Below are 21,431 nucleotides of genomic sequence, written 5' to 3' on the forward strand. Positions count from 1 at the left end.
CATCATACGATCCCCTGAACCAACACCACGCGACCGATCCAACCGAATGGTTTCGGCTGACGGCAGTTCATTTGGCCACGGGTTCAGCAATGTTGAAAGACACACGTGCAATCCCGGCCAGGCGAACCGCATCCAGATAATGATAGTCAAACCGACCACCCCGGACAGCACCCAGCACGGCAGCAAATGGATCATAGGTATGCACAACCGGGGCTTGTTCATAAAAATCAGGAAAATTCACCTTCATCTCCTTTTCAATGGATTCATAGGTTTTTTAAATTACCTCTGCAATACGAGGATGCGATTGCAATTGCGGAAAAAGCACGCGCTCTTCATAACGCACATGCGCAGCCAGCAACTCGCCAACGCGGCTTAGCCGTGCCGCTGAATCAAGTTCGCAAGGTCCGCAAGCCAGCATACGCAACTCTTCATGTTCAGTAAGAATACGTGCAACGATTTCAGCATTCAACGTATCTTCGATAAGCCCCAATAACGCTTCCTCTTGGACAAAGTGCGACGCCAGCACATCGTGCCAGTGCGCTTCTATGCGCTCCACCATCGCCAAGTTGGTAGCTGTATCATTACTCTCTGCCGCTTTCCGCGCAGCACGCGCCAGCACTAGCGATGTATGATGTTCACGGGATAAAGAGAGTAAAACGCCGGTACGGGACATAAAAACCTTACAATATGATTACAAAAAATTTGTGTGGAAATGAATTTTAATTTCATCCACCTACTCCCTACGTTTTGCAGAAAAATTATCAATCAAAGCTGATTAGTTGATTTACCATGGCTCCAATACAACATAAACCCGGTAAATAGCATCCCACCGAATAAATTGCCCGCAATCACCGGCAATCCATTCCATAACCACCAATCCGCGATGGTAATATCCGCGCCCAGCCAGATGCCCGCGGGAATTACGAACATATTGACGATGGCGTGTTCATAACCGAGACCGAAAAAGGTCATAATCGGCAACCACATGGCGGCGATCTTTCCACCGGTGGTGCTGGACGTGAAAGCCATTACGGCACCCAACGTCACCATCCAGTTACATAATATTGCGCTGGTAAAGGCCGTGATCGTGCCGCTGAAACCCAATTTGGCGTATTCGAGTGTTTTAGTCTCGGCAATGGCGATGGTTCTTTGCAATGCGGGAATGGTTTCTGGATCAATTACTCCCATTTTGGTTGCCACAACACAATATAAATACGCATATGTGACACTGCCGATCAAGTTGCCGATCAGCACCCAGGTCCAATTGACAAGCAAACGGCTAAACGGAGCTCTTCTGTCTTTAACAGCAATCGGAATTAACGCGAAATTGCCAGTGGCCAATTCCAATCCGAGCAGCACGATCATGACAAAACCTACCGGAAACACCAATGCGCCGGCAATGCCCCAACCTGTTTGCGTCGCCGCTAAAATCGCCAATGTGGTGGCATAACCGAGAAAAGCACCCGCCAAAAAACCTCGAATCAACAATTGCTTGACCGGAAGATTCGCCTTTTTGGCACCTGCTTGCAACATGTTCTCAACGACGTCTTCCGGTTTTACATACGTCATAGTCCTACTCTCCCACGAACAAATTCAAGGCTGGGATTTTAGCGCATTATTCGACGGAGTTTTTTCGGGCAAAAAGATTTGCAGCAGATCGTTGAGAAAGCGTCGTCCTAGCACAGTAGGTTTAATGCGCAGATGATCATGCACCAGCAGACCGCGCTGTTCGGCTTCATCCAGTTGTTGCTGCACGACGGTAAGCGACAAACCGGTGCGTTCTTGAAACAGCGGCGTATCAAATCCGCCGCTGAGTCGCAGCGCGTTCATCATGAACTCAAAGCTGCGATCCTCAACAATCAATTCCTGTTGTGTCTGAATTAATGAGTCACCCATTTGGGCTTTTGCTAGGTATTCTTTGGGGTGTTTATAACGCATTTGGCGCACGATTTTATCGGCAAAACTGATTTTACTGTGCGCACCCGCGCCGATACCCAAATAATCGCCAAACAACCAGTAATTCATATTATGACGCGACTCCTTCCCTACTCGTGCAAATGCCGAAGTTTCGTAATTACGGTACTGATGATTCAGGGTGATTTGTTCGATCATTTCCTGCATCGCAGCCGCCTGTTCATCATCGGGAAGTTTAGGCGGGGAACGGTAAAACAGCGTATTCGGTTCCAGCGTTAAATGATAGGCTGAAATATGCGCGACTCCGTAGGAGCATGCTGTTTCAATATCCGCCTGCGCTTGCTCCAAGTTTTGTCCAGGTAATGCGTACATCAGATCGAGATTTATATTATCGAAATACTTCAGCGCAATATCCACGGCTCGATGCGCTTCCTGGTCATCATGCACACGACCTAATGCCTTCAGATGCTGCGGATTAAAGCTTTGTATGCCGATCGACAGGCGATTGATTCCCGTTTGACGAAAATCAGCGAATTTTTGCGCTTCAAACGTTCCAGGGTTAGCTTCCAGAGTAACTTCGGCGAAATGTTCCAGCGGTAGCAGCGTGCGCACTGCCGTCAATACTTGATCCATTGCTTGAGCGCTAAATAAACTTGGCGTGCCGCCCCCTAAAAATATGCTGCTGAGTCGCCGCCCCCAAACATCCTGAAGCGCGGACTCAAGATCCCGTATTAACGCGGCGACATATTCCTCCTCAGGTATCCGGCTTTCCTCTGCACGAATTTCATGTGAATTAAAATCACAGTAAGGACATTTTTTCAGGCACCATGGAAAATGAACATATAAGCTTAGAGGTGGCAGCGATTTAAGTTTCTGAATTGGCCAATCGGACATCGATTCAACCAATCTTGCGTAATGTCAATAACGGTGGACTGGATAGTGCTGAGCGTGTCCCCAGCAAACCTGCGACCAAAACACCGATCACACCCGCTAATGTACCAACCACCCAGATCCAAGGATTAAATGTGTAGTCGAAATGCAGAACATGCTTGCTGATGACATAAGCAAGCGCGCTGGCGCCAGCGGATGCAAATAATCCGGCCAATCCGCCCAGAATCGCAAACTCGGCCGCCCAGGCGCGCGACAATTGCTCTCGCCTGGCACCCAGTGCCCTGAAAATAGCCGCTTCGTAAATACGCTCATCTTGTGTCGCGGCAATCGCCGCGTACAGTACAGCAAATCCTGCCAACAAGGTGAATAAGAAAACAAACTCAACCGCTTGAGACACTTGTTGAATCATTTGCTGCACCTGATTGATAACCACGGCAACATCAACGACCAGAATGCTCGGAAATGTTCTGACGAGCTCGTGAACCATGGCAATTTCTGCTGGCGGCACATAAAAGCTGGTGACAAAGCTCGCGGGATAGTTATCCAGCTGACCTGGAGGCACCACAACAAAGAAATTAGCTCGGAAAGTATCCCAATCCACTTTTCTCACGCTGGTGATCTTCGCTGTAAAGTGACTGCCAGCAATATCATAAGTCAGTTCATCACCCAGCTTAACGCGTATGGTCTTGGCTATGCCTTCTTCAATCGACAGTTCGGCTTCATGGGTGTCGGCATTCCACCAGGCCCCTTGAACAATCTGATTATCCGACGAAAGTTCACTTGCCCAGGTTAAATTGAATTCACGCCGAATATGCCTCTCAGCATGCGGATCATCTCCATAATTTTTCGGGGATATATTTTTACCATTAATCTTGATCAATCGCCCCTTGACCATCGGATACATCGGCGGCGGCTCTATCTCATATTGCTGAAAAAATTCTTGTAGCGATTGCACTTCATCCGCTTGTATGTTCACCAGGAAATGATTGGGCGCATCGGGAGGTAAGCTAGCGTGCCAATCGTCAATCAGATCATTCTGAATCAAAGTCAGCACGAGCAATGACATTAACCCCAACCCCAAAGCCACGGCCTGCAATATGCTGGAAATCGCACGACGGTGAATACTGGCCAAACCATAACGCCAGGCGCCACCAGCTTGATGACGCAAACCTGAAAGTACTTTGATCAGCAACCAGCCCAAGCAACCAAAAATGACAATCGCTGAAACAAATCCCGTCACGATATAAAGTCCCAGCTTAAGATCTTGCGCCTTCCAAATAAACAACAGCGATAAAGTTACTAATCCCAATAAATAACCTGCCAAACTATGTGCATTGGATAAGCCGATATCTCTACGCAACACGCGCAACGCCGGAACGCTGCGCAAATTCAGCACCGGCGGCAATGCAAAACCCACTAATAACACTAAGCCAACCAGCAATCCTTGCAACGCGGGTAACCAGCTTGGCCAAGGCAAGGCTGTGTCCACGATACCGATCAGCCAAGATGCCAGAATTTGCTGTGCGGCAAAACCTATTAAACAGGCGATTGTGCTAGCAATAACGCCCAAGGTAATAAAGTAATGCCAATAGAGATAAAACAGTTGTCGCTGGCTGGCCCCCAGGCTGCGCATTACTGCGCATCCATCCAAATGGCGTTGAGTAAACCGGCGCACCGCCAATGCAATCGCTGCCGCCGCCAAAACCACACTGGCCAATGCAGCCAAACTTAAGAATTTTTCCGCACGCTCCAACGCGGCTTTAATCTCAGGACGCGCATCGCGAATGCCTTCCACTCTTTGTGCTTTTGTCAATAGAGGTTTTATCCAATCGCGGAATTGTTGCACCATTTTTACTTCACCGGCTACCAGCAACTGATATGAAACACGACTGCCTTCCTGAATCAAGTCCGTCTCTGATAAATCCGATGCATTGATCATGGCACGTGCGCCCATGTTGATAAAGCCTACCGAGTGATCGGGTTCACGCACAACCAGCTCGGCTACAGTTAACTGGGCAGCCCCGACATCGACCATATCGTTTGCTTTAAGATCGAGTCGCGCCATGACTTTTTCATCTACCCAAATAGTGCCCGGCTGTGGAATTGTGTTCGCTATCGTAATTTCTGGTTGCTTGGTACGCGACATTGACGACCGACTGGCCAGATGTATACGCCCACGTAATGGGTATCCCTCAGTTACTGCTTTTATTTCCGTGAGTAAATTATTCTCACCATCAGAGATCATACTGGGAAACTTAGTTAACGATGATATGGTTAAACCCAATCGACTAGCCTCTTCAGCATAAATCTCCGGCAAAGGCTGGCTCGAAATAACCAGTAAATCAGCACCCAATAATTGATTACTTTCACGCGTGAGGGCTAATTCTACCCGCTCGGCAAAAAAACCTACTGTGGTCATGCCGCTAACTGCAATGATCAACGCCAACACCAGAACATTAAGTTCGCCTGCACGCCAGTCTCGGCATAACATACGGAAAGACAATTTAAAATGGCTCATAGAAGAAATTATCAACGTACTGAAAAGATAGGATGAATAGCAATAATGCCAAGCTTCTGCAACTATTGCACCAATTTACCATCCGCCAAACGAATCTGGCGCGAACAGCGCTGCGACAATGCTTCATCATGAGTAACTAAGACCAATGTCGTACCATGCTCACGATTGAGTTCAAACATGAGATCAATGATCTGTATACCGGTAGCCGAGTCAAGATTTCCAGTGGGTTCATCGGCCAGCAATAACTTAGGATCCGTGGCAAATGCACGTGCGATGGCAACTCTCTGTTGCTCTCCTCCAGACAATTGTTTCGGATAATGATCCAGGCGTTTGGCCAATCCCACGCGCTCCAACAGTCTACGTGCTATCGTTTCGGCATCTTTATTCTGCTGGGAAAGTTCCAAAGGCAACATCACATTCTCAATCGCCGTTAACGCTGGTAATAATTGAAAGGATTGAAATACAAAACCTAGAACTTTTCCGCGCAAGGCCGCGCGACTATCTTCATCCAACGTAAAAATATCGATCGCATCCAGATGAACTTTCCCTGCAGTTGGCAAATCCAATCCTGCCAGTAAGCCTAATAAAGTAGATTTTCCAGAACCAGATGCGCCTATAATTGCAACAGCTTCACCGGCGTTTACTTGCAAATCGATATCTTGCAATATTGTAAGTTGTGTATCCCCGGTATTGACCTGTTTGGTCAATGCATGAGTCCAAAGAATGGGTTGATCAACACGATTATCTAACATGAAAAAAAATTTCCTGATTATTCTGATTTTTGTTTTTACTATCAGTGCTCCGGCAGTCGCATTGACCAAAACTATAATGGTCTTTGGCGATAGCCTGTCCGCTAGTTATGGCATGTCGACCGAAGCGGGCTGGGTTACGTTGCTGGAGCAACGATTACAGTCAAAATATGCTGACTATCACATCATCAATGCAAGTATCAGTGGCGAAACGGCACTGGGGGGACGCAATCGAATTCGACAAGCACTTGAAACACATCGCCCCGAGATTGTGATTCTGGAACTTGGCGGAAATGACGGTTTGCGGGGTGCGTCAATTAAATCCATTTATGAAAATCTGGCTGCCATTATAGAAGAATGCCAACAAAACAATGCACTGGTTTTGCTTGCCGGCATGCAGTTGCCACCCAATTATGGCAGAACGTACACACAAAAGTTCCAAGCTCTTTTTCCGCAACTGGCTGAAAATCATCAAGTCAAATTGATACCATTTCTACTGGCTGGCTTTGGTGATAAACACGAATTCTTCCAAGCTGATGGAATACATCCGACCGAAGTCGCACAGAAAAAAATTGCAGAAAATGTCTGGGAAGTTTTGCAAACCATGTTTAAAACCGAACAGGTTGCCACAAATCCTGACATTTAATTGCATATTGTATCATCGCAGCTTCTTAAGAACATAAACTAAGCAGTTAAAACTTATCCAGACCGTCAATAAATTTCTGCAAATCACTGGATAAAGGCGAACGCAGATTGATACGTTGTCCTGAGACGGGGTGTGTGATTTGCATCGAATGAGCATGCAAAAACATACGCGCCAGCTTGCTTCTCCCACCAACTTCAGCTTTAGCGAGCCGCTTGTTGATCTCAAAATCACCATATTTATCATCCCCAAGAATAGGAAAACCTAAATACGCGAGATGAACACGAATTTGATGTGTGCGTCCCGTTTTTATTTCTGCATCTAATAAACTGAAATCGCCCCAAGATTTATCTAACTTAAATATCGAGTGAGCAAACATCGGTTTGCTGCCAGGGTGAGTGTTGCTGGCTACCGCCACGCGCCGCTCACCACTTGCTGTCACATATTTGTCAAGCGCAAGCTTTACATGCTGCTTCGCGTTTTGCCATTTGCCTTTGACCAAAACCAGATAGTGTTTCTCCACCAAGCCTTCGCGGATTTGTCGATGTAATTCGACCAATGCGCTGCGCTTCTTTGCCAGTAACAATACCCCCGAAGTTTCGCGATCCAAACGATGCGCCAGTTCTAGAAATTTCCATGATGGATTTTGCGCGCGTAATTGCTCGATCACGCCAAAGCTGATGTTACTTCCGCCATGAACAGCCATCCCGCTTGGCTTGTCAATAACCAGCACTGCATCATCCTCATATAAAGTAGTAAAAGTGAAAAAATTTGCACGAGTAATTGCAGCTCGATTATGAGCATCCTTTGTTTCTATCTTAATAGGTGGAATTCGCACCATATCGCCTAATTGCAGGCGATAGCTCGCATTTACTCGCTTTCCGTTAATGCGTACTTGACCGCTCCTTACCAATTGATATAAATGATTTTTGGGCACCGTCCTAAATCGTTTGAATAAAAAATTATCGATTCGCTGATCATTCCCATCTTCTTGAACGCACTCTTTGGTTATTAATGTAATAGATTGCATCTTATTAATATGTATTTGATTTAATGAAACTCCGGATATAATATGTAAGCAATGCGAAAATTATAAGGTAGCAATTTATTCCTTGAATCCGCTCTTTCCTTTCTTAAATTCTTTCTATAAGAATTAAAGCATTCGTGACAAAATACGAATCATGAACTCACTAAGTAAGCATTTGATCACGCTCTTTTGCTTTTAGATTAACTAAAAATTTACTTTAAACAAAGCAATATTTGGAACTTTATGTAAAATCTGATACCTTAAACATCTTGCGAAGTACTCATAATTGTTGTTGCGCTTAAAATTATAACTATAAAATATTTTTACAAAGCAAATCAGCATATTACATATTAAATAAATTAATAAAAAAGAAATACCTAATTGATAAATATTTTCTGTTATACAAGTAATAAACCCAAACCTCGTCATTACAACTGCGTATACCGAAAAAATCTATCCACTCGAAAAATTGTGGATAGTGTATGGATAAATAAAACACGTAAGGTTTGTAAATGAAACGAATGTTATTTAATGCAACGCAACCTGAAGAGTTGCGTGTTGCGATAGTAAACGGTCAAACGCTGGTTGACCTCGATATTGAATCTGTAAGTAAAGAACAACGCAAAAGCAATATCTATAAAGCTGTTATAACACGCATAGAGCCGAGCCTGGAAGCCGCGTTCGTTGATTATGGCTGTGAGCGACACGGTTTCCTGCCATTTAAAGAAATTGCCCCCTCGTGTTTTGCTGAAAGCAGCATACCCAATGCGCGAATCCAAGATCTTCTACAAGAAGGACAAGAACTAATCGTTCAAGTAGACAAAGATGAACGTGGAAATAAGGGGGCTGCATTAACCACTTATATTTCTCTGGCTGGCCGGTATTTGGTTTTGATACCCAATAATTCCAATAGTGGTGGCGTGTCACGGCGCATCACAGGCGAAGAGCGCAATGATTTGCGCGAAGTCATAGCAAAACTTGAAATTCCTACAGGAATGAGCATTATCGCCAGAACTGCCGGAATCGGCCGCAGCGGGGAAGAACTGCAATGGGACCTGAATTACCTGACACAACTTTGGTATGCCATTGAAGAAGCTGCCAACAATCAAGATGGTGTTTTCCTGATTTATCAGGAAAGCAGCTTAGTCATCCGCGCAATTCGTGATTATTTTAGCCAGGAGATTGGTGAAATTCTAATTGACAGCCGTGATATTTATGAACAAGCCAGCCAATTTATGGCACATGTTATGCCAGCTAATGTGGATCGGCTCAAATTTTATCACGATGATGTACCATTATTTTCACGCTTCCAAATTGAACATCAGATAGAAACAGCTTATTCCAGGCAGGTTTCTCTTCCATCAGGAGGTGCGATTGTTATCGACCACACTGAAGCACTGGTTTCCGTTGATGTTAATTCAGCGCGCGCAATCCGCGGCTTAGATATCGAGCATACCGCGCTCAATACCAATCTCGAAGCAGCTGATGAAATTGCTCGCCAATTGCGATTACGGGATTTAGGCGGATTAATTGTTATTGATTTTATCGATATGGATGTACAGCGCAATCAGCGTGAAGTTGAAGCACGATTGCACGAAGCATTGCGGCAGGACCGCGCACGTATTCAGGTTGGAAAAATATCCCGTTTTGGATTGCTAGAATTATCCCGTCAACGCTTACGTCCTTCGTTAGGCGAAAGTAATTACATTGCATGTACGCGGTGCCAAGGTACTGGATTCATTCGTGGAACTGATTCTTCCGCGCTGCATATACTCAGAATCATCCAAGAAGAAGCGATGAAAGAAAATACCAATGCGCTGCATGTTCAACTGCCGGTTGATGTAGCTACTTTCTTACTGAACGAAAAACGCGCAGAAATTTATGATATAGAAATACGCCAAAGGATCAATATTATTCTGATCCCAAACATTCATATCGAAACGCCTAATTATAATATAACCCGCTTACGCCAAGAGGACATCAAGTCAAATGAAATGGTAGTGAGTTATAAAATGGTGGAGAAAAATACTGACGATAACAGCCTAGTAATTTCCGAACAGAAAAACAAACCTACCCGTCCGCAAGCAGCTGTTCAAGGTATCACATCTGCCCTGCCCGCGCCTTTGCGCGAAGATAAATCACGCGACACTTCGCTGCTGGATAAATTCTTCGGTTGGTTTAAACCCGTCAAAAACGAAGAAACCAAAACCGATCTTGAAAAAAAACAACAGACTGACACTGATAAAAGCAAGTCGTCCCAAGAACGCACTCGATCGAGAGGGCGGCGCGGAAGAAACCGCAATGATCGCAATAAAGATGTCTCCGTGCACAAGCAATCTAAACCAATCGAGCCGATAGATTCTAGTATTACTGCAACGCCAGCAGAGTACACTATCCCAGCGGAACATGGCTATCCACTTGAACTCTCTGCAGAGCAAACAAATGTCAGAAACAAACCTTCTCAACAATCTGACTTGGATCTTGAAGAAAAATCACTGTCAGACACTGCTCTTACTAGTGAAAAAGAAAACCATGACAGCGCAGATATAAAAACTGGAGATCGTAAACGTACACGTCGACATCGCGGAAATAAAAATCGCGATCAATCTGCACGCGCTAAGACTTTGAGTGAAGATCAGGCTTCTCCGGATAATACATCGACTCATGAGGCTTACTCAACAGATTCTACGCCAAATATTGAGGTATCAGACCCGATCAGCGAGTCTCCGGCAATTGAACCCGTTAAGAAGCCATCTGTGAGAAAAGCAGTTGCAAAAACTCCTACTGACGATTCTGAAATGACCAGCAGTAATAATCGCTTGGATGAACCACCTATTGCACATCAACAACCTGGGCTCAGTGTGACTAGAGAACTTCCAGATTTCACGAAAAGTGGTCTCGTCATGATAGAAACACCACCCGAAAAAGTTGAAATGGCAGCCGAAGAAACCATTACTCCTAAACAACCCAGAAGAAAAACCAGGCAAATCACCGACGCGCCCGCTGAACCGTTAACACAAATTGAAACACGCGATTAAATACCTACATGTTCTGCAAGTACATATATAATTTTAATGCGCCTGTTCCCAATTGTCTCCGGCTCCAATCTCGATCACTAATGGAACATCAAGCTGCAAAACATTGCCCATATATTCCGCCAAGCTAGATCTTATTAATGCAACTTCATCAGTTGGAACCTCCAGAACCAGCTCATCGTGTACTTGCATAATCAATTTACTACGTAATTTATTCTTGTGTAGCCAATTACTTACCGCGATCATTGCCAGCTTGATAATATCGGCGGCGGTTCCCTGCATGGGCGCATTAATGGCAGCTCGCTCCGCTCCTTGCCGCCGATTGCCATTGGCATTGTTAATCTCTGGCAACCATAGTCGGCGTCCCAGTACAGTTTCAACATAGCCCAACCGCCTGGCTTTCTCGCGGGTTTGCTGCATATAGCTTTCCACTCTCGGATACCGAGCAAAATAACGCTCCATATAAGCACGAGCAGCACTGCGCTCAATACCCAATTGCGTCGCCAAACCAAATTCAGACATACCATAAATCAAGCCAAAATTAATCACCTTTGCGTAGCGGCGCTGCTCTTGATCGACCTGGCTCAACGGTATTCCCAGAATTTCTGCAGCTGTTGCGCTATGGATATCTTCTCCGGCCGCAAATGCTTTTAACAAGCCTTCGTCTTGGGAAATATGCGCCATAATGCGTAATTCTATTTGGGAGTAATCAGCGGAAATAATCTGGTGTCCTGCCGGAGCAATGAACGCTTCACGAATTCTGCGGCCCTCGCTGGTACGCACCGGAATATTCTGCAGATTTGGATCCGAACTGGCTAGGCGACCGGTCACAGCGACGGCTTGGGAATAATTAGTATGCACCCGTCCGGTATTTTGATTTAGCATCAGCGGCAATTTGTCCGTATACGTCGATTTCAATTTAGCCAGGCTACGATAATTAAGTAATAGCTTCGGCAATGGATAATCCAATGCAAGCTGTTGCAATACATCTTCATCGGTGGAAGGGACGCCGCTAGGTGTTTTTTTGACAACAGGTAATTTAAGCTGGTTAAACAAAATTTCCTGTATTTGCTTAGGCGAATTCAAATTAAACGGCTGCCCTGAAATGATATATGCTTGTTGTTCGAGCGCATGTAACTTCTCGCCCAGTTCGTGGCTCTGCTTTTGCAGCAGCTTATAGTCCAATAAAACGCCATTCCGCTCGATTTCAAATAACACATTTAGAATCGGCATTTCGATTTCACAATAGATGTGATTCAATTGCTGATTACTTTGAATGCCGGGATATAGCGTCTGATGCAGACGCAACGTGACATCCGCATCTTCGGCAGCATACTGCGTGGCGGTTTCAATCTCCACCTCGTCAAACCCGATGCGCTTGACGCCTTTCCCGGTGACATCGTCATAACTGATAGTTTTAACTTCAAGATGACGCAGCGCCAAACTATCCATATTATGTGGACGATGAGATTCCAGCACATAAGATTGCAACATCGTATCGTGAGCAATCCCATTCAACTGAATACCATGATTGGCGAAAACATGTTTATCGTATTTTAGATTCTGCCCCAATTTGGGTTTTGTCGCATTCTCCAGCCACGGCTTAAGTTTATTTAATGCTCCATCAAACGAAAGTTGCTGCGACACCCCCGGATAAATATGCATCAACGGAAGATAAGCTGCGTGATGATTTTCAATGCAAAACGAAATACCCACCAGTTTTGCTTGCATTGGATTCAGACTGGTTGTTTCAGTATCTACCGATACCAGCTGCGCAGCATCCAATCGCGTTAACCAATCATCCAATGCCGCATCCGTATAGATCGTGTGATAAGTCCCTGACTGACAAACAACGGCTTTATCGTTTCCATCATCACCCGCTGCTGCTTGGCTTTCGCTCATATGGGCTAATCTCGATTGATTGGAATTTGTAGTAATCGCCTGCTGGCGTAATTCACGCAGCGATGCCTTCATATCCAACTGTTCGTAGAGTCGAGCCAATTGCTCCGCGTCCTGAGGTTGCAGCGCTAGATCCGTAATTTTTACCGGCAGATCCACATCACATTTGATGGCGATTAATTGGCGTGCGGTATCGAACCAATCCAATGCATTGCGTAAATTATCACCTATTATTCCTTTTATTTCATCGGCATGCACAATAATGTTATCTAATGATCCATATTGCGTTAACCATTTGACAGCCGTTTTGGGTCCTACTTTGTGCACACCCGGAACATTGTCAGACGTATCGCCTACCAGCATCAGGTAATCTAACATGCGTTCCGGTGGCACGCCAAACTTGGCTAGCACATTCGCTTGATCCAATACTTCGTTATTCATCGTATTGATCAATGAAACATCCGGATTCACCAGTTGCGCAATATCTTTATCTCCGGTCGAGATGATGCAACGCATATCAGCTTCAATCGCCTGCTTCGCCAAGGTACCAATAACATCATCCGCCTCCACTCCGTCGATAATCAACATCGGCCAGCCCATGGCACGAATACAGGCATGTAAGGGTTCAATCTGGGCAGCCAGATCCAGAGGCATAGGCGGCCTATGTGCTTTATACTCGGGATAAATCTTGTCCCGGAAAGTTTTACCTTTTGCATCAAACACACACGCGCTATAATCCGCCTGGTAATCCTTGTGCAAACGTCGTAACATATTGAGTACGCCATGAATAGCGCCCGTTGGTTCATTATTACGATTGCGTAAGTCAGGCAATGCATGATAAGCCCGATATAAATAAGATGAACCATCAACCAGCAACACTGTTTTCATTTACAAGTTTCCTATGAGCTTACAAGATAAACCTAAACTGACCGCACCCTTGTCTGTGGATAAACCCTGGTCAGCCAAAGAGTCATGGCGCCTATTTGGAATTATGGCAGAATTTGTGGAAGGAACAGAACGACTTGACACCATCCAACCCGCCGTCAGTATTTTTGGCAGTGCGCGCACCCATCCCAACAACCCACACTATAAATTAGCCGAGCAAATTGCTAAACAACTTTCTGATGCCGGCTTTGCGGTAATTTCCGGGGGTGGCCCAGGCATCATGGAAGCGGCAAATAAAGGAGCTTATTACGGAAAATCACCCAGTATCGGCTTAAACATCCAATTACCACACGAACAACATCGCAACGCTTTTCAGGATATCAGCCAGACTTTCCGGCATTTTTTTGCCCGCAAATATATGTTTGTTAAATTTGCCACCGCTTACGTCGTGCTACCCGGTGGCTTTGGAACACTAGATGAACTAATGGAAGCATTAACCCTGGTGCAAACGGAGAAAACCCGGAAAATGCCTATTATCCTTGTTTATTCAGAATTCTGGCTCGGCTTGCTCGATTGGTTCCGACACACGTTGATTGCAGAAGGTTTTATTTCAACTGACGACATGAATCTTATACAAGTTATTGATAAACCAGAACAAGTTGTCAATGCAATTTTCCAGTATTATGAAACCAGTGGATTTGAACCATCCGCTGCTGAACGAGAAATTCAACTCAATTTATAACCCTCATCAGCGATTTTAGGTAGAATACAAAAAACCTGACCCGCCGGGAATCACCCATGTACCTGTATCGACTTATTTTGATTGTATCACTCTGTTCAATACTGCCAGTCATGGCGGAATCCGGGCATCCTCAGCAAGCGCAGAAACCTAATAAGCACCCCGACAACCTTATACCCTTACCTGAGGCTCCTGAATTGCCCCCTGACATCGATTCTCCACCACTGCTCCCTGAAATTCCAGTGGATCCAGAACTGGAAACCGAAGTTACCATTATTAAACGCGGCGAAGATACTATTGAAGAGCACCGTGTTAACGGTGAACTTCTGATGATCAAAGTAATTCCGCGTATTGGCCCACCTTATTATCTGAAAAAAAACCCTATCAGGAGCCACCATGACCACGCGGGTGAAGGCGGAATTGATGTTAATCCACCCATGTGGCAAATATTAAGATTCTGATGATAATTAGCGTACAGATATCTATCACTTTATGAACAATCTCTGTTTCTACATTATCGCTTTTATTTTCTGCTAATTCATGTCCGTTTTCACACCTGTTACCGATAACCAGCTCACTATTTGGTTACAAGATTATGCACTTGGAAAACTGATCCACTTGCAAGGCATCACATCGGGTATCGAGAATACCAATTACTGGGTCACCACCACGCAAGGCAAATTTGTTTTAACCCTGTTTGAAAAACTTACCAGTGATGAACTACCGTATTATCTGAATCTGATGGCGCATTTGTCGCAACATAAAATACCATGCCCGGCACCAATCCCGCGACTGGATCGAAAGTTACTAGGTGAACTGAACGGCAAGCCGGCAACAATTGTCACATGTTTACCCGGGCAGTCAGTGATTCATCCAACCACCGTGCAGTGCGCGGAAGTCGGCAATGTTCTAGCCAGAATGCATTTGGCAGGAAGTTCCTACCACGGGAAAATGAATAATCCGCGCGGACTAACATGGTGGCAAGCCAGAACACCCGAAATCGAGCCTTTTTTATCTGATGCAGAAAACCATTTACTCAAGACTGAACTGGATTTCCAATTAACGCAACAAAAGACCTCATTACCCAATGGGATTATCCATGCCGATTTATTTCGCGATAATATTTTGTTTACCGATCATGCAATAGGCGGCGTCATCGATTTTTATTTTGCCTGCAATGATGCTTTTTTATACGATGTGGCCATTACTGTAAATGACTGGTGCATGACTGAAAAGAAAGCGCTGGATGAAACTTGCACACTTTCTCTGCTGAAAGCCTATCATGATATTCGTCCGCTCACCGCGGCCGAACACGATGCCTGGCCTGTCATGCTGCGCGCAGGTGCATTGCGTTTCTGGGTTTCCCGGCTGTACGACTATCATTTGCCGCGTCCAGGAGAATTAACGCATGCCAAAGACCCGGTACATTTCCGAGATATATTGGAAAATTATGCTTCGAATCCAATAAAACTGCGGCAGCTCTGGCTATAAATCATCATTTAATCTATTCATCGAATTCAACTGGAGAAACATCAATGGAAATTCATCAAGTTAACGCAAAACAGGGATTGCAATGGATCTTAAGTGGCTTCTACCTGTTCCGCAAAGCGCCACTGGCTTGGGTATTTGTGTGCTTTACCTTGATGTTGATCGCTATTACCATGTCATTAGTACCATTACTGGGAAAATTTATTTTTACCTTGATTTCACCCGTCTTTCTAGCCGGTATCATGATAGGCTGCAAAGACATGGAACAACAAGGCAAACCGCTGGATATATCGCATTTATTTATGGCTTTCAAAACCAATCCGGTGCCATTAATCACTATCGGCGGCATCTATCTAATCGGGCAAATTTTGATTATTGGTTTGGTCATCCTGGTTGGGGGTACTCAAATGACGGATATGCTGCTATATGGAAAAAGAGTCGATGAAAGCGAACTGATGGGCGTCATGAGCAATATGCTAACGGCATCACTGCTTACGCTAGCGCTTTCCATTCCACTCATGATGGCGTCCTGGTTTTCTCCACTATTGGTGATTTTTCATAATATTCCGCCCATTGTTGCCATGCAAAGAAGCTTTTTTGCTTGCTTAAGAAACTTTATACCGTTCCAATTGTATGGCATTACACTCATCCTTCTTACCATTCTCAGCATAATGCCTTACGGTGTGGGACTCGTGATTTTGATCCCTACCATTTTTACTTCAATTTATGTTAGTTATAAAGACATTTTCCTAGGCGAACCGCTTCGATTCAAGAATAACGAATCGGGACAAGATTATCAACAAGCCAACTGGACTGATACCACTGAAGAATCACAGAAGAACGAAGCCGAAACAAAACAACAACAGTCTCCCACATCGGATAACAAAATTATAGCTTCCGATTCCGGTGAACTCGTTCCGTGCGCACACTGCAACTTGCTTGTACCGCGGGATGAGGCAATCGAAGATAATAAGCATTTTTTTTGTAATGAAGAACACCGTAAACTGTACCAGTCTATGGATAAATCTTCATCATAAATCAATAGTTCTATTGATCCCAGATTTACCATTAGAAAATTTCAATAAAGAACCCCAAAGAGAATTATTTGAAATAAAGTAATCTAATGGCTCTAATGCGAGGTGATCCTCCCAACAATAATCAGATGGCCTTGCTGTGAAAATTAACGGGGCAGCAGTGAGGTATAATCGTAAATCGGAATAGTCGTTTCTTGAAACAGTTATTTTGGTCATCTATGCTGCCATTACATTTGGTCCCGATAATTATTCGCTGCCAAGAAGAATTACAGCGATGCCCTCACTGACACCAACAAATTCAACAGCTTTATTTGCGGTTATCGATGAAATATCAAGTTTTTCCCCGAGTGCGTCGCATTCCTTAGGAACACTCATTCTACATTCCCAAAAACTGTTAAAGCCAGCAGCCAGAACAATCGGTCGCGTAAACGGCCCCTCATTAAATAATCTCGCTTCTTTATATTTTTCATCTACCTTGCCAAAGATAGCCAATGCATTGTAATTTGAAGGATGCTGGGGCAACACAGTCACAATTTTTTGTAAAATAAATTCTGTTTCAGTCTTATGCGCATTTAAATACGAATGCGCATTGATCGAAAAATTACTCCCCATCCATAACAGCAAAAAGACACTCAGCCAATAAGCTTTATGGCGCAACTGACTTGATACGAGCAGCAAAATAATCATCGCCGATGACAGGGCCACCAAGCTTCGAGTAGCAATAGCCGCTGCCAACGGTATAGAAAAAACAAAAAAAGAAATGCTTACAGCTAGAAGAATGATGACTTTAGGAAGGCCAGAACGCCAGAATTGGAAACGAAAAACAAGGAGCAGCATCAACCCAAGGAGATAAACGGGATTGTTGTTAGTACCATTCATGAGAAGCAGAAGAACTTCAGCTTTGAGGCACTGAATAACAAAGAACACATTTCGAATGAGACCTTGAAAATCCTGAACGGGCATAGCTTGTCGCCATTCCGCTGGAGTAATTCCGACCTGGCCTGTAATAATGAAAATTGCAACAAGTGCTAGAACAAAGCCTACAATTGAGCCCAAAATCCAATAAAAGAAATGGCTGAATAAATATGTTCCAATTTTCCCGATGTCTTGGTTCTCTGAAGCGAGCCTCCTCAAAAAAAGCAAAGGAAGTATAAAGTAATAATTCTGCATCATGCCAAATAACAAAATACCACCCAGCAAATAGATTACCCGATGGGAAACTCCCCTTTCAGCCAGCCAAGTCAAAATCAGTAATGTGATGACTGCAGGGAAATGGGTTGCTGGCCATAGGCTTTGGTGTACAAAAGAAGGGGCCATCAACAAGACGGATGCGATTATTGCCGTGTATCGAGAGTCTTGAGAGAAATTGCTCGCTATACGAAATAGTACCACCCACGAACAAAAAAGGAACAGCAGGGAGTATGTCACCAGTGGCATCTGCCGTAACCAATGGTGCAACATGAAATTTATCCACCTGCCTTCTTCCATTAGCTTAAATTTGAAACTGGGATAATAATGAACCTCATCAAGTCCAAATACTTTCAGGCCTGGCAGCAAGTAATAAGCGCTAAATAATAGAATGAGCGACAATATCGCCACAAGATTACGGGTGGTTTGTGGATTAATAAATGACGGTAAGCGATCTAGATATTGCAAAGTGGCTGATCGTGCTTGATCAAATAAAATGTTTTTCATCATCGGGAATCTTGTTTACATACAAACCGGTGGATATAACTTTCTGTTAGTTCCAAACCAAGTATTTATTTATCAGATAAAAAATCAAAGTATAAGTGGCCATTGCGAATATCTGAGCAACCTCAGGAATGATTTTGAATACACTCATCATATAAAATAGCATCGCCTGATTCAGCGCAAAAGCAAAAACGAAACCAATCGCGAATCGGATACCAGCTCCAAGAGATAGCTGCGCATTCTTGAAGACAAATAAGCAATTTAGCGTGAAAGCGACGTACAATCCAACACCGTACCCGATAGCATTGGATAGTTCTGGGCTGAGGCCAATCCAACGCAGCGCCAACAGAAAGACGCCATAACCAACCAGTGTATTGATGACTCCTGCAGTCGCGTAACGCAGAATCTCATCAGAAGCAGGTTTCATCGAGGTCAACGATGATGAGTCACTGGGCTACGATTTTTTTTAAGATCATCTTTCTCAAAGCCTTGATATTCTGAAATAATATAAAGCGGACGTTGCTTTATTTCGGTATATATCCGGCCAACATATTCACCCAAGATACCTACAGTAATGAGTTGTACGCCACCGATAAATAGAATCGCAATCATCAATGCAGCCCAGCCCTCTACCCAGGAATTGGTAAAAACACGAACGGTAAAAGCATATAGGATGCCCAAGAATGCAAGGCCTGCTGAAAATAACCCCAATCCAATTGATATTTGCAAAGGCTTCGTTGAGAATGACAAAATTCCATCAGAAGCAAAACGAAGCATTTTCCTTAACGAATATTTAGTTTCACCCGCAAATCGCTTGGCGCGTTTGTAAGGTAGCGCAGTCTGTTTGAAACCAACCCAGCTTACCATGCCACGCAAAAACCTACCCTGTTCCGGCATGGCTCGGAGTGTGTCGGCAACAGCTCGGCTCATCAATCTAAAATCACCTGTATCAAGAGGTATTGGCGTATCGGAGAGCCAATTCAACAGACGATAAAAGCCATGCGCGGTCATCAACTTAAAGATAGATTCATCGGAACGTTCGATACGTGTGCCATAGACTACATCATAGCCCTCATGCCACTTGGTAATCATTTCGTGAATCACTTCCGGGGGGTCTTGAAGATCGGCATCAATCAGCACAACTGCGTCACCACTAGCTACATCAATACCGGCAGTCACCGCGATTTGGTGACCAAAGTTACGCGCAAAACCGATAAACTTAATACGTGAATCATTTGCAGCATAGCTTTTAAGAAGCTCGCGTGTCTGATCGCGACTGCCATCATCGACAAAAATTAATTCGACATCGAGATTAACAAGTTCAGCGCAAAAAGCTTTTAATTGCTTTATTGTCTCATCGATAACTTCTTCCTCATTGTAGCAAGGGATGACTATGGACAATAATGATATTTTAACCATTCTGTTTTTTGTTTTTATATAAATAAAATAAATAATTTCAATGTATTACAAGATACTTAATCCACCTATAAAACCAAAAAAACATCTGTTCAATAGCGTTACGCTGAGATATGTATAGAATTTGAGGAATGTACAACAGATACAAAGAAAAAGAAACGATGATGAATAAAACTTAGTTTCAAGATGCCCGCAAAGCAAGAATGCGGTAAGTGCTCAAGAACTTAAGCACCCATTGGGGGTAAGTTACAAAACGGCGTAGCCGATCAGGTATAAGCTGTTACAAACCGTGCTGTTGCGGGAAGCGAAAATACACAGTCAGTCTTTTCAATGGCCTGCTAAAGTCTGCTCACGTCACCCCATTCCGGGCCAATAATGACTATCGGGCAGCGGCCGCTTGCCGAATATCGCCTGCCCGACCCGTACTACAGTCGCGCCTTCTTCAATCGCCAATTCATAATCTCCCGACATGCCCATTGACAACTCGTCAAATGACAATCCGTCTGGCGCTTCCTGGCGCAGCATGGCCTGGACTTCGCGCATTTTGACGAAACATTCGCGCACCCGGGCATGATCCGAGGAAAAAATCGCGAGTGTCATCAATCCCTTGATGCGTAATGACGAATATTTGGGTAGTTGTTGAACGAAGTCACACACGCCTTCGGGAGGAAGGCCGAATTTACTCGCCTCGCCGGAACTGTTGACTTGTACATAAACATCGATCGACCGTCCCTCATTTTGTAGGCGTTTGTCGAGTTCTTCGGCAACTTTAAGACTATCGAGTGCTTGGAATTCATTAGCAAAGCGGGCCAAATACTTGGCTTTATTGGTTTGCAAGTGACCGATGACCGCCCATTTGATGTTTAAGTCGCTCAATACCTCGGATTTCTCGCGCGCTTCCTGAATTTTGTTTTCACCCATTTCATGGCAACCTGCGGCGTAGGCAATACGCAGCCTTTCAGCAGGCACGGTTTTGGTAACTGGCAGCAGCCGCACGCTGGCGGGATCACGCCCCGCTTTCTTGCAAGCATCGACGATACGTTGCTTGACGGTTGTGAGATTGTTCTGGATATCGTTAAATTGCTGCTCTGCATTGAGTTCCACGGACTGCTCCTGTCGTTCGAAAAGTTAGCTTTTTCTGGATGCTTGGTGAAAAACCATTTTCCATTGGTTTTTCTGGCGCTGCCAAATTGAAGTTCTGGTGGATCCTGTGTAATCGGTGCCCGGTTGGTCCGGTTTGTGCAACGAATAAATCGCCAGCACGACATCGTTGGTCAATGCTTTAATGCGAAAATCCTTGAAGATCCATTGAATGTACTTATCCTTGTGCAACAACCAGCCAACCACGTCATCTCTGGTACGAATTTCTCCGTTACTATCAATTTCTTCAAAACTCTCCGCCAACAATTCGTCGATCAAGCCAGGATGCGCTATCAGATCACTTTGAAGTAATTTAAGTTCCAACTGTTGAATTTGTTTAGTAATCAGATCCATACACGAT

General features: G+C 44.5%; 20 protein-coding genes. 6 read left to right on the plus strand and 14 right to left on the minus strand.

What is annotated here, in order from left to right:
- Positions 1–67: 67 nt before the first annotated feature.
- The 6 genes from K2Q13_RS05110 to K2Q13_RS05135 form a co-directional block, all read right to left on the minus strand.
- Positions 68–241 carry a hypothetical protein gene (locus K2Q13_RS05110; protein WP_292919641.1) on the minus strand — a complete coding sequence of 58 codons (174 nt, stop codon included), beginning with the start codon at positions 239–241 and terminating at the stop codon, positions 68–70.
- Between the two features lie 33 nt (positions 242–274).
- On the minus strand, positions 275–673 hold the full coding sequence (locus K2Q13_RS05115) for a hemerythrin domain-containing protein (RefSeq protein ID WP_292919643.1): 399 nt from the start codon (positions 671–673) through the stop codon (positions 275–277).
- 92 nt (positions 674–765) lie between these two features.
- Positions 766–1,569 carry a formate/nitrite transporter family protein gene (locus tag K2Q13_RS05120; RefSeq protein WP_292919645.1) on the minus strand — a complete coding sequence of 268 codons (804 nt, stop codon included), beginning with the start codon at positions 1,567–1,569 and terminating at the stop codon, positions 766–768.
- A 24-nt stretch (positions 1,570–1,593) separates the two neighbouring features.
- Entirely contained in the window at positions 1,594–2,808 is a 1,215-nt protein-coding gene (gene hemW / locus K2Q13_RS05125; protein ID WP_292919647.1) for a radical SAM family heme chaperone HemW, read from the minus strand.
- 4 nt (positions 2,809–2,812) lie between these two features.
- Positions 2,813–5,323, minus strand: coding sequence for an FtsX-like permease family protein (locus K2Q13_RS05130; RefSeq protein ID WP_292919649.1), 2,511 nt, complete (start codon positions 5,321–5,323; stop codon positions 2,813–2,815).
- Positions 5,324–5,385: 62 nt separating this feature from the next.
- Positions 5,386–6,075: an ABC transporter ATP-binding protein gene (locus tag K2Q13_RS05135; RefSeq protein ID WP_292919651.1), complete on the minus strand. Its 690-nt coding sequence runs from the start codon at positions 6,073–6,075 to the stop codon at positions 5,386–5,388.
- On the opposite strand from K2Q13_RS05135, the gene K2Q13_RS05140 reads away from it, so the two are divergent.
- The gene (locus K2Q13_RS05140) at positions 6,074–6,718 is read left to right on the plus strand and encodes an arylesterase (protein ID WP_292919653.1); all 645 of its coding nucleotides are present in this window, start codon (positions 6,074–6,076) and stop codon (positions 6,716–6,718) included. The two genes, K2Q13_RS05135 and K2Q13_RS05140, sit on opposite strands and share 2 nt — an antisense overlap.
- Before the next feature lie 46 nt (positions 6,719–6,764).
- On the opposite strand, the gene K2Q13_RS05145 is transcribed toward K2Q13_RS05140, so the two are convergent.
- Positions 6,765–7,745 (minus strand): RluA family pseudouridine synthase, encoded by a 981-nt coding sequence (locus K2Q13_RS05145; protein WP_292919655.1) that lies wholly within the window; start codon positions 7,743–7,745, stop codon positions 6,765–6,767.
- Positions 7,746–8,254: 509 nt separating this feature from the next.
- On the opposite strand from K2Q13_RS05145, the gene K2Q13_RS05150 reads away from it, so the two are divergent.
- On the plus strand, positions 8,255–10,780 hold the full coding sequence (locus K2Q13_RS05150) for an Rne/Rng family ribonuclease (protein ID WP_292919656.1): 2,526 nt from the start codon (positions 8,255–8,257) through the stop codon (positions 10,778–10,780).
- 33 nt (positions 10,781–10,813) lie between these two features.
- On the opposite strand, the gene polA is transcribed toward K2Q13_RS05150, so the two are convergent.
- Positions 10,814–13,564, minus strand: a complete 2,751-nt coding sequence (gene polA / locus K2Q13_RS05155; RefSeq protein ID WP_292919658.1) for a DNA polymerase I — start codon at positions 13,562–13,564, stop codon at positions 10,814–10,816.
- Between the two features lie 13 nt (positions 13,565–13,577).
- Here polA and K2Q13_RS05160 point away from each other — a divergent pair, with 13 nt between their 5' ends.
- The 4 genes from K2Q13_RS05160 (at position 13,578) to K2Q13_RS05175 (ending at position 16,825) form a co-directional block, all read left to right on the plus strand.
- The gene (locus K2Q13_RS05160; protein ID WP_292919660.1) at positions 13,578–14,303 is read left to right on the plus strand and encodes a TIGR00730 family Rossman fold protein; all 726 of its coding nucleotides are present in this window, start codon (positions 13,578–13,580) and stop codon (positions 14,301–14,303) included.
- Positions 14,304–14,359: 56 nt separating this feature from the next.
- Positions 14,360–14,761, plus strand: a complete 402-nt coding sequence (locus K2Q13_RS05165) for a DUF2782 domain-containing protein (protein ID WP_292919662.1) — start codon at positions 14,360–14,362, stop codon at positions 14,759–14,761.
- Positions 14,762–14,840: 79 nt separating this feature from the next.
- On the plus strand, positions 14,841–15,791 hold the full coding sequence (locus tag K2Q13_RS05170) for a homoserine kinase (protein WP_292919664.1): 951 nt from the start codon (positions 14,841–14,843) through the stop codon (positions 15,789–15,791).
- A 44-nt stretch (positions 15,792–15,835) separates the two neighbouring features.
- Positions 15,836–16,825, plus strand: a complete 990-nt coding sequence (locus tag K2Q13_RS05175; protein WP_292919666.1) for a BPSS1780 family membrane protein — start codon at positions 15,836–15,838, stop codon at positions 16,823–16,825.
- A gap of 243 nt (positions 16,826–17,068) precedes the next feature.
- On the opposite strand, the gene K2Q13_RS05180 is transcribed toward K2Q13_RS05175, so the two are convergent.
- The 6 genes from K2Q13_RS05180 to K2Q13_RS05205 all read right to left on the minus strand — a co-directional run bounded on the left by K2Q13_RS05180 (position 17,069) and on the right by K2Q13_RS05205 (position 21,424).
- The gene (locus tag K2Q13_RS05180; RefSeq protein WP_292919668.1) at positions 17,069–18,022 is read right to left on the minus strand and encodes a hypothetical protein; all 954 of its coding nucleotides are present in this window, start codon (positions 18,020–18,022) and stop codon (positions 17,069–17,071) included.
- A 28-nt stretch (positions 18,023–18,050) separates the two neighbouring features.
- Complete coding sequence (locus K2Q13_RS05185; protein WP_292919670.1) at positions 18,051–18,296, minus strand: hypothetical protein; 246 nt, start codon at positions 18,294–18,296, stop codon at positions 18,051–18,053.
- Positions 18,297–18,563: 267 nt separating this feature from the next.
- Positions 18,564–18,941 carry a GtrA family protein gene (locus K2Q13_RS05190; RefSeq protein WP_292919672.1) on the minus strand — a complete coding sequence of 126 codons (378 nt, stop codon included), beginning with the start codon at positions 18,939–18,941 and terminating at the stop codon, positions 18,564–18,566.
- Positions 18,942–18,946: 5 nt separating this feature from the next.
- Complete coding sequence (locus tag K2Q13_RS05195; protein WP_292919674.1) at positions 18,947–19,933, minus strand: glycosyltransferase family 2 protein; 987 nt, start codon at positions 19,931–19,933, stop codon at positions 18,947–18,949.
- 351 nt (positions 19,934–20,284) lie between these two features.
- The gene (locus K2Q13_RS05200; protein ID WP_292919675.1) at positions 20,285–21,034 is read right to left on the minus strand and encodes a YggS family pyridoxal phosphate-dependent enzyme; all 750 of its coding nucleotides are present in this window, start codon (positions 21,032–21,034) and stop codon (positions 20,285–20,287) included.
- A 24-nt stretch (positions 21,035–21,058) separates the two neighbouring features.
- Complete coding sequence (locus tag K2Q13_RS05205; RefSeq protein WP_292919677.1) at positions 21,059–21,424, minus strand: DUF4440 domain-containing protein; 366 nt, start codon at positions 21,422–21,424, stop codon at positions 21,059–21,061.
- Between the last annotated feature and the right edge of the window lie 7 nt (positions 21,425–21,431).

Source organism: Nitrosomonas sp. (genome assembly GCF_019752095.1).
Classification (GTDB): Bacteria; Pseudomonadota; Gammaproteobacteria; order Burkholderiales; family Nitrosomonadaceae; genus Nitrosomonas.

Bases quoted from the DNA above. Each gene is read 5' to 3' on its own strand.
- K2Q13_RS05170 (WP_292919664.1), top strand. From the start codon at position 14,841: ATGTCCGTTTTCACACCTGTTACCGATAACCAGCTCACTATTTGGTTA.
- K2Q13_RS05115 (WP_292919643.1), bottom strand. From the start codon at position 673: ATGTCCCGTACCGGCGTTTTACTCTCTTTATCCCGTGAACATCATACA.
- K2Q13_RS05205 (WP_292919677.1), bottom strand. From the start codon at position 21,424: ATGGATCTGATTACTAAACAAATTCAACAGTTGGAACTTAAATTACTT.
- K2Q13_RS05130 (WP_292919649.1), bottom strand. From the start codon at position 5,323: ATGAGCCATTTTAAATTGTCTTTCCGTATGTTATGCCGAGACTGGCGT.
- K2Q13_RS05195 (WP_292919674.1), bottom strand. From the start codon at position 19,933: ATGGTTAAAATATCATTATTGTCCATAGTCATCCCTTGCTACAATGAG.
- K2Q13_RS05145 (WP_292919655.1), bottom strand. From the start codon at position 7,745: ATGCAATCTATTACATTAATAACCAAAGAGTGCGTTCAAGAAGATGGG.
- K2Q13_RS05165 (WP_292919662.1), top strand. From the start codon at position 14,360: ATGTACCTGTATCGACTTATTTTGATTGTATCACTCTGTTCAATACTG.
- polA (WP_292919658.1), bottom strand. From the start codon at position 13,564: ATGAAAACAGTGTTGCTGGTTGATGGTTCATCTTATTTATATCGGGCT.
- K2Q13_RS05190 (WP_292919672.1), bottom strand. From the start codon at position 18,941: ATGAAACCTGCTTCTGATGAGATTCTGCGTTACGCGACTGCAGGAGTC.
- K2Q13_RS05175 (WP_292919666.1), top strand. From the start codon at position 15,836: ATGGAAATTCATCAAGTTAACGCAAAACAGGGATTGCAATGGATCTTA.
- K2Q13_RS05140 (WP_292919653.1), top strand. From the start codon at position 6,074: ATGAAAAAAAATTTCCTGATTATTCTGATTTTTGTTTTTACTATCAGT.
- K2Q13_RS05160 (WP_292919660.1), top strand. From the start codon at position 13,578: ATGAGCTTACAAGATAAACCTAAACTGACCGCACCCTTGTCTGTGGAT.
- K2Q13_RS05120 (WP_292919645.1), bottom strand. From the start codon at position 1,569: ATGACGTATGTAAAACCGGAAGACGTCGTTGAGAACATGTTGCAAGCA.
- K2Q13_RS05150 (WP_292919656.1), top strand. From the start codon at position 8,255: ATGAAACGAATGTTATTTAATGCAACGCAACCTGAAGAGTTGCGTGTT.
- K2Q13_RS05135 (WP_292919651.1), bottom strand. From the start codon at position 6,075: ATGTTAGATAATCGTGTTGATCAACCCATTCTTTGGACTCATGCATTG.
- hemW (WP_292919647.1), bottom strand. From the start codon at position 2,808: ATGTCCGATTGGCCAATTCAGAAACTTAAATCGCTGCCACCTCTAAGC.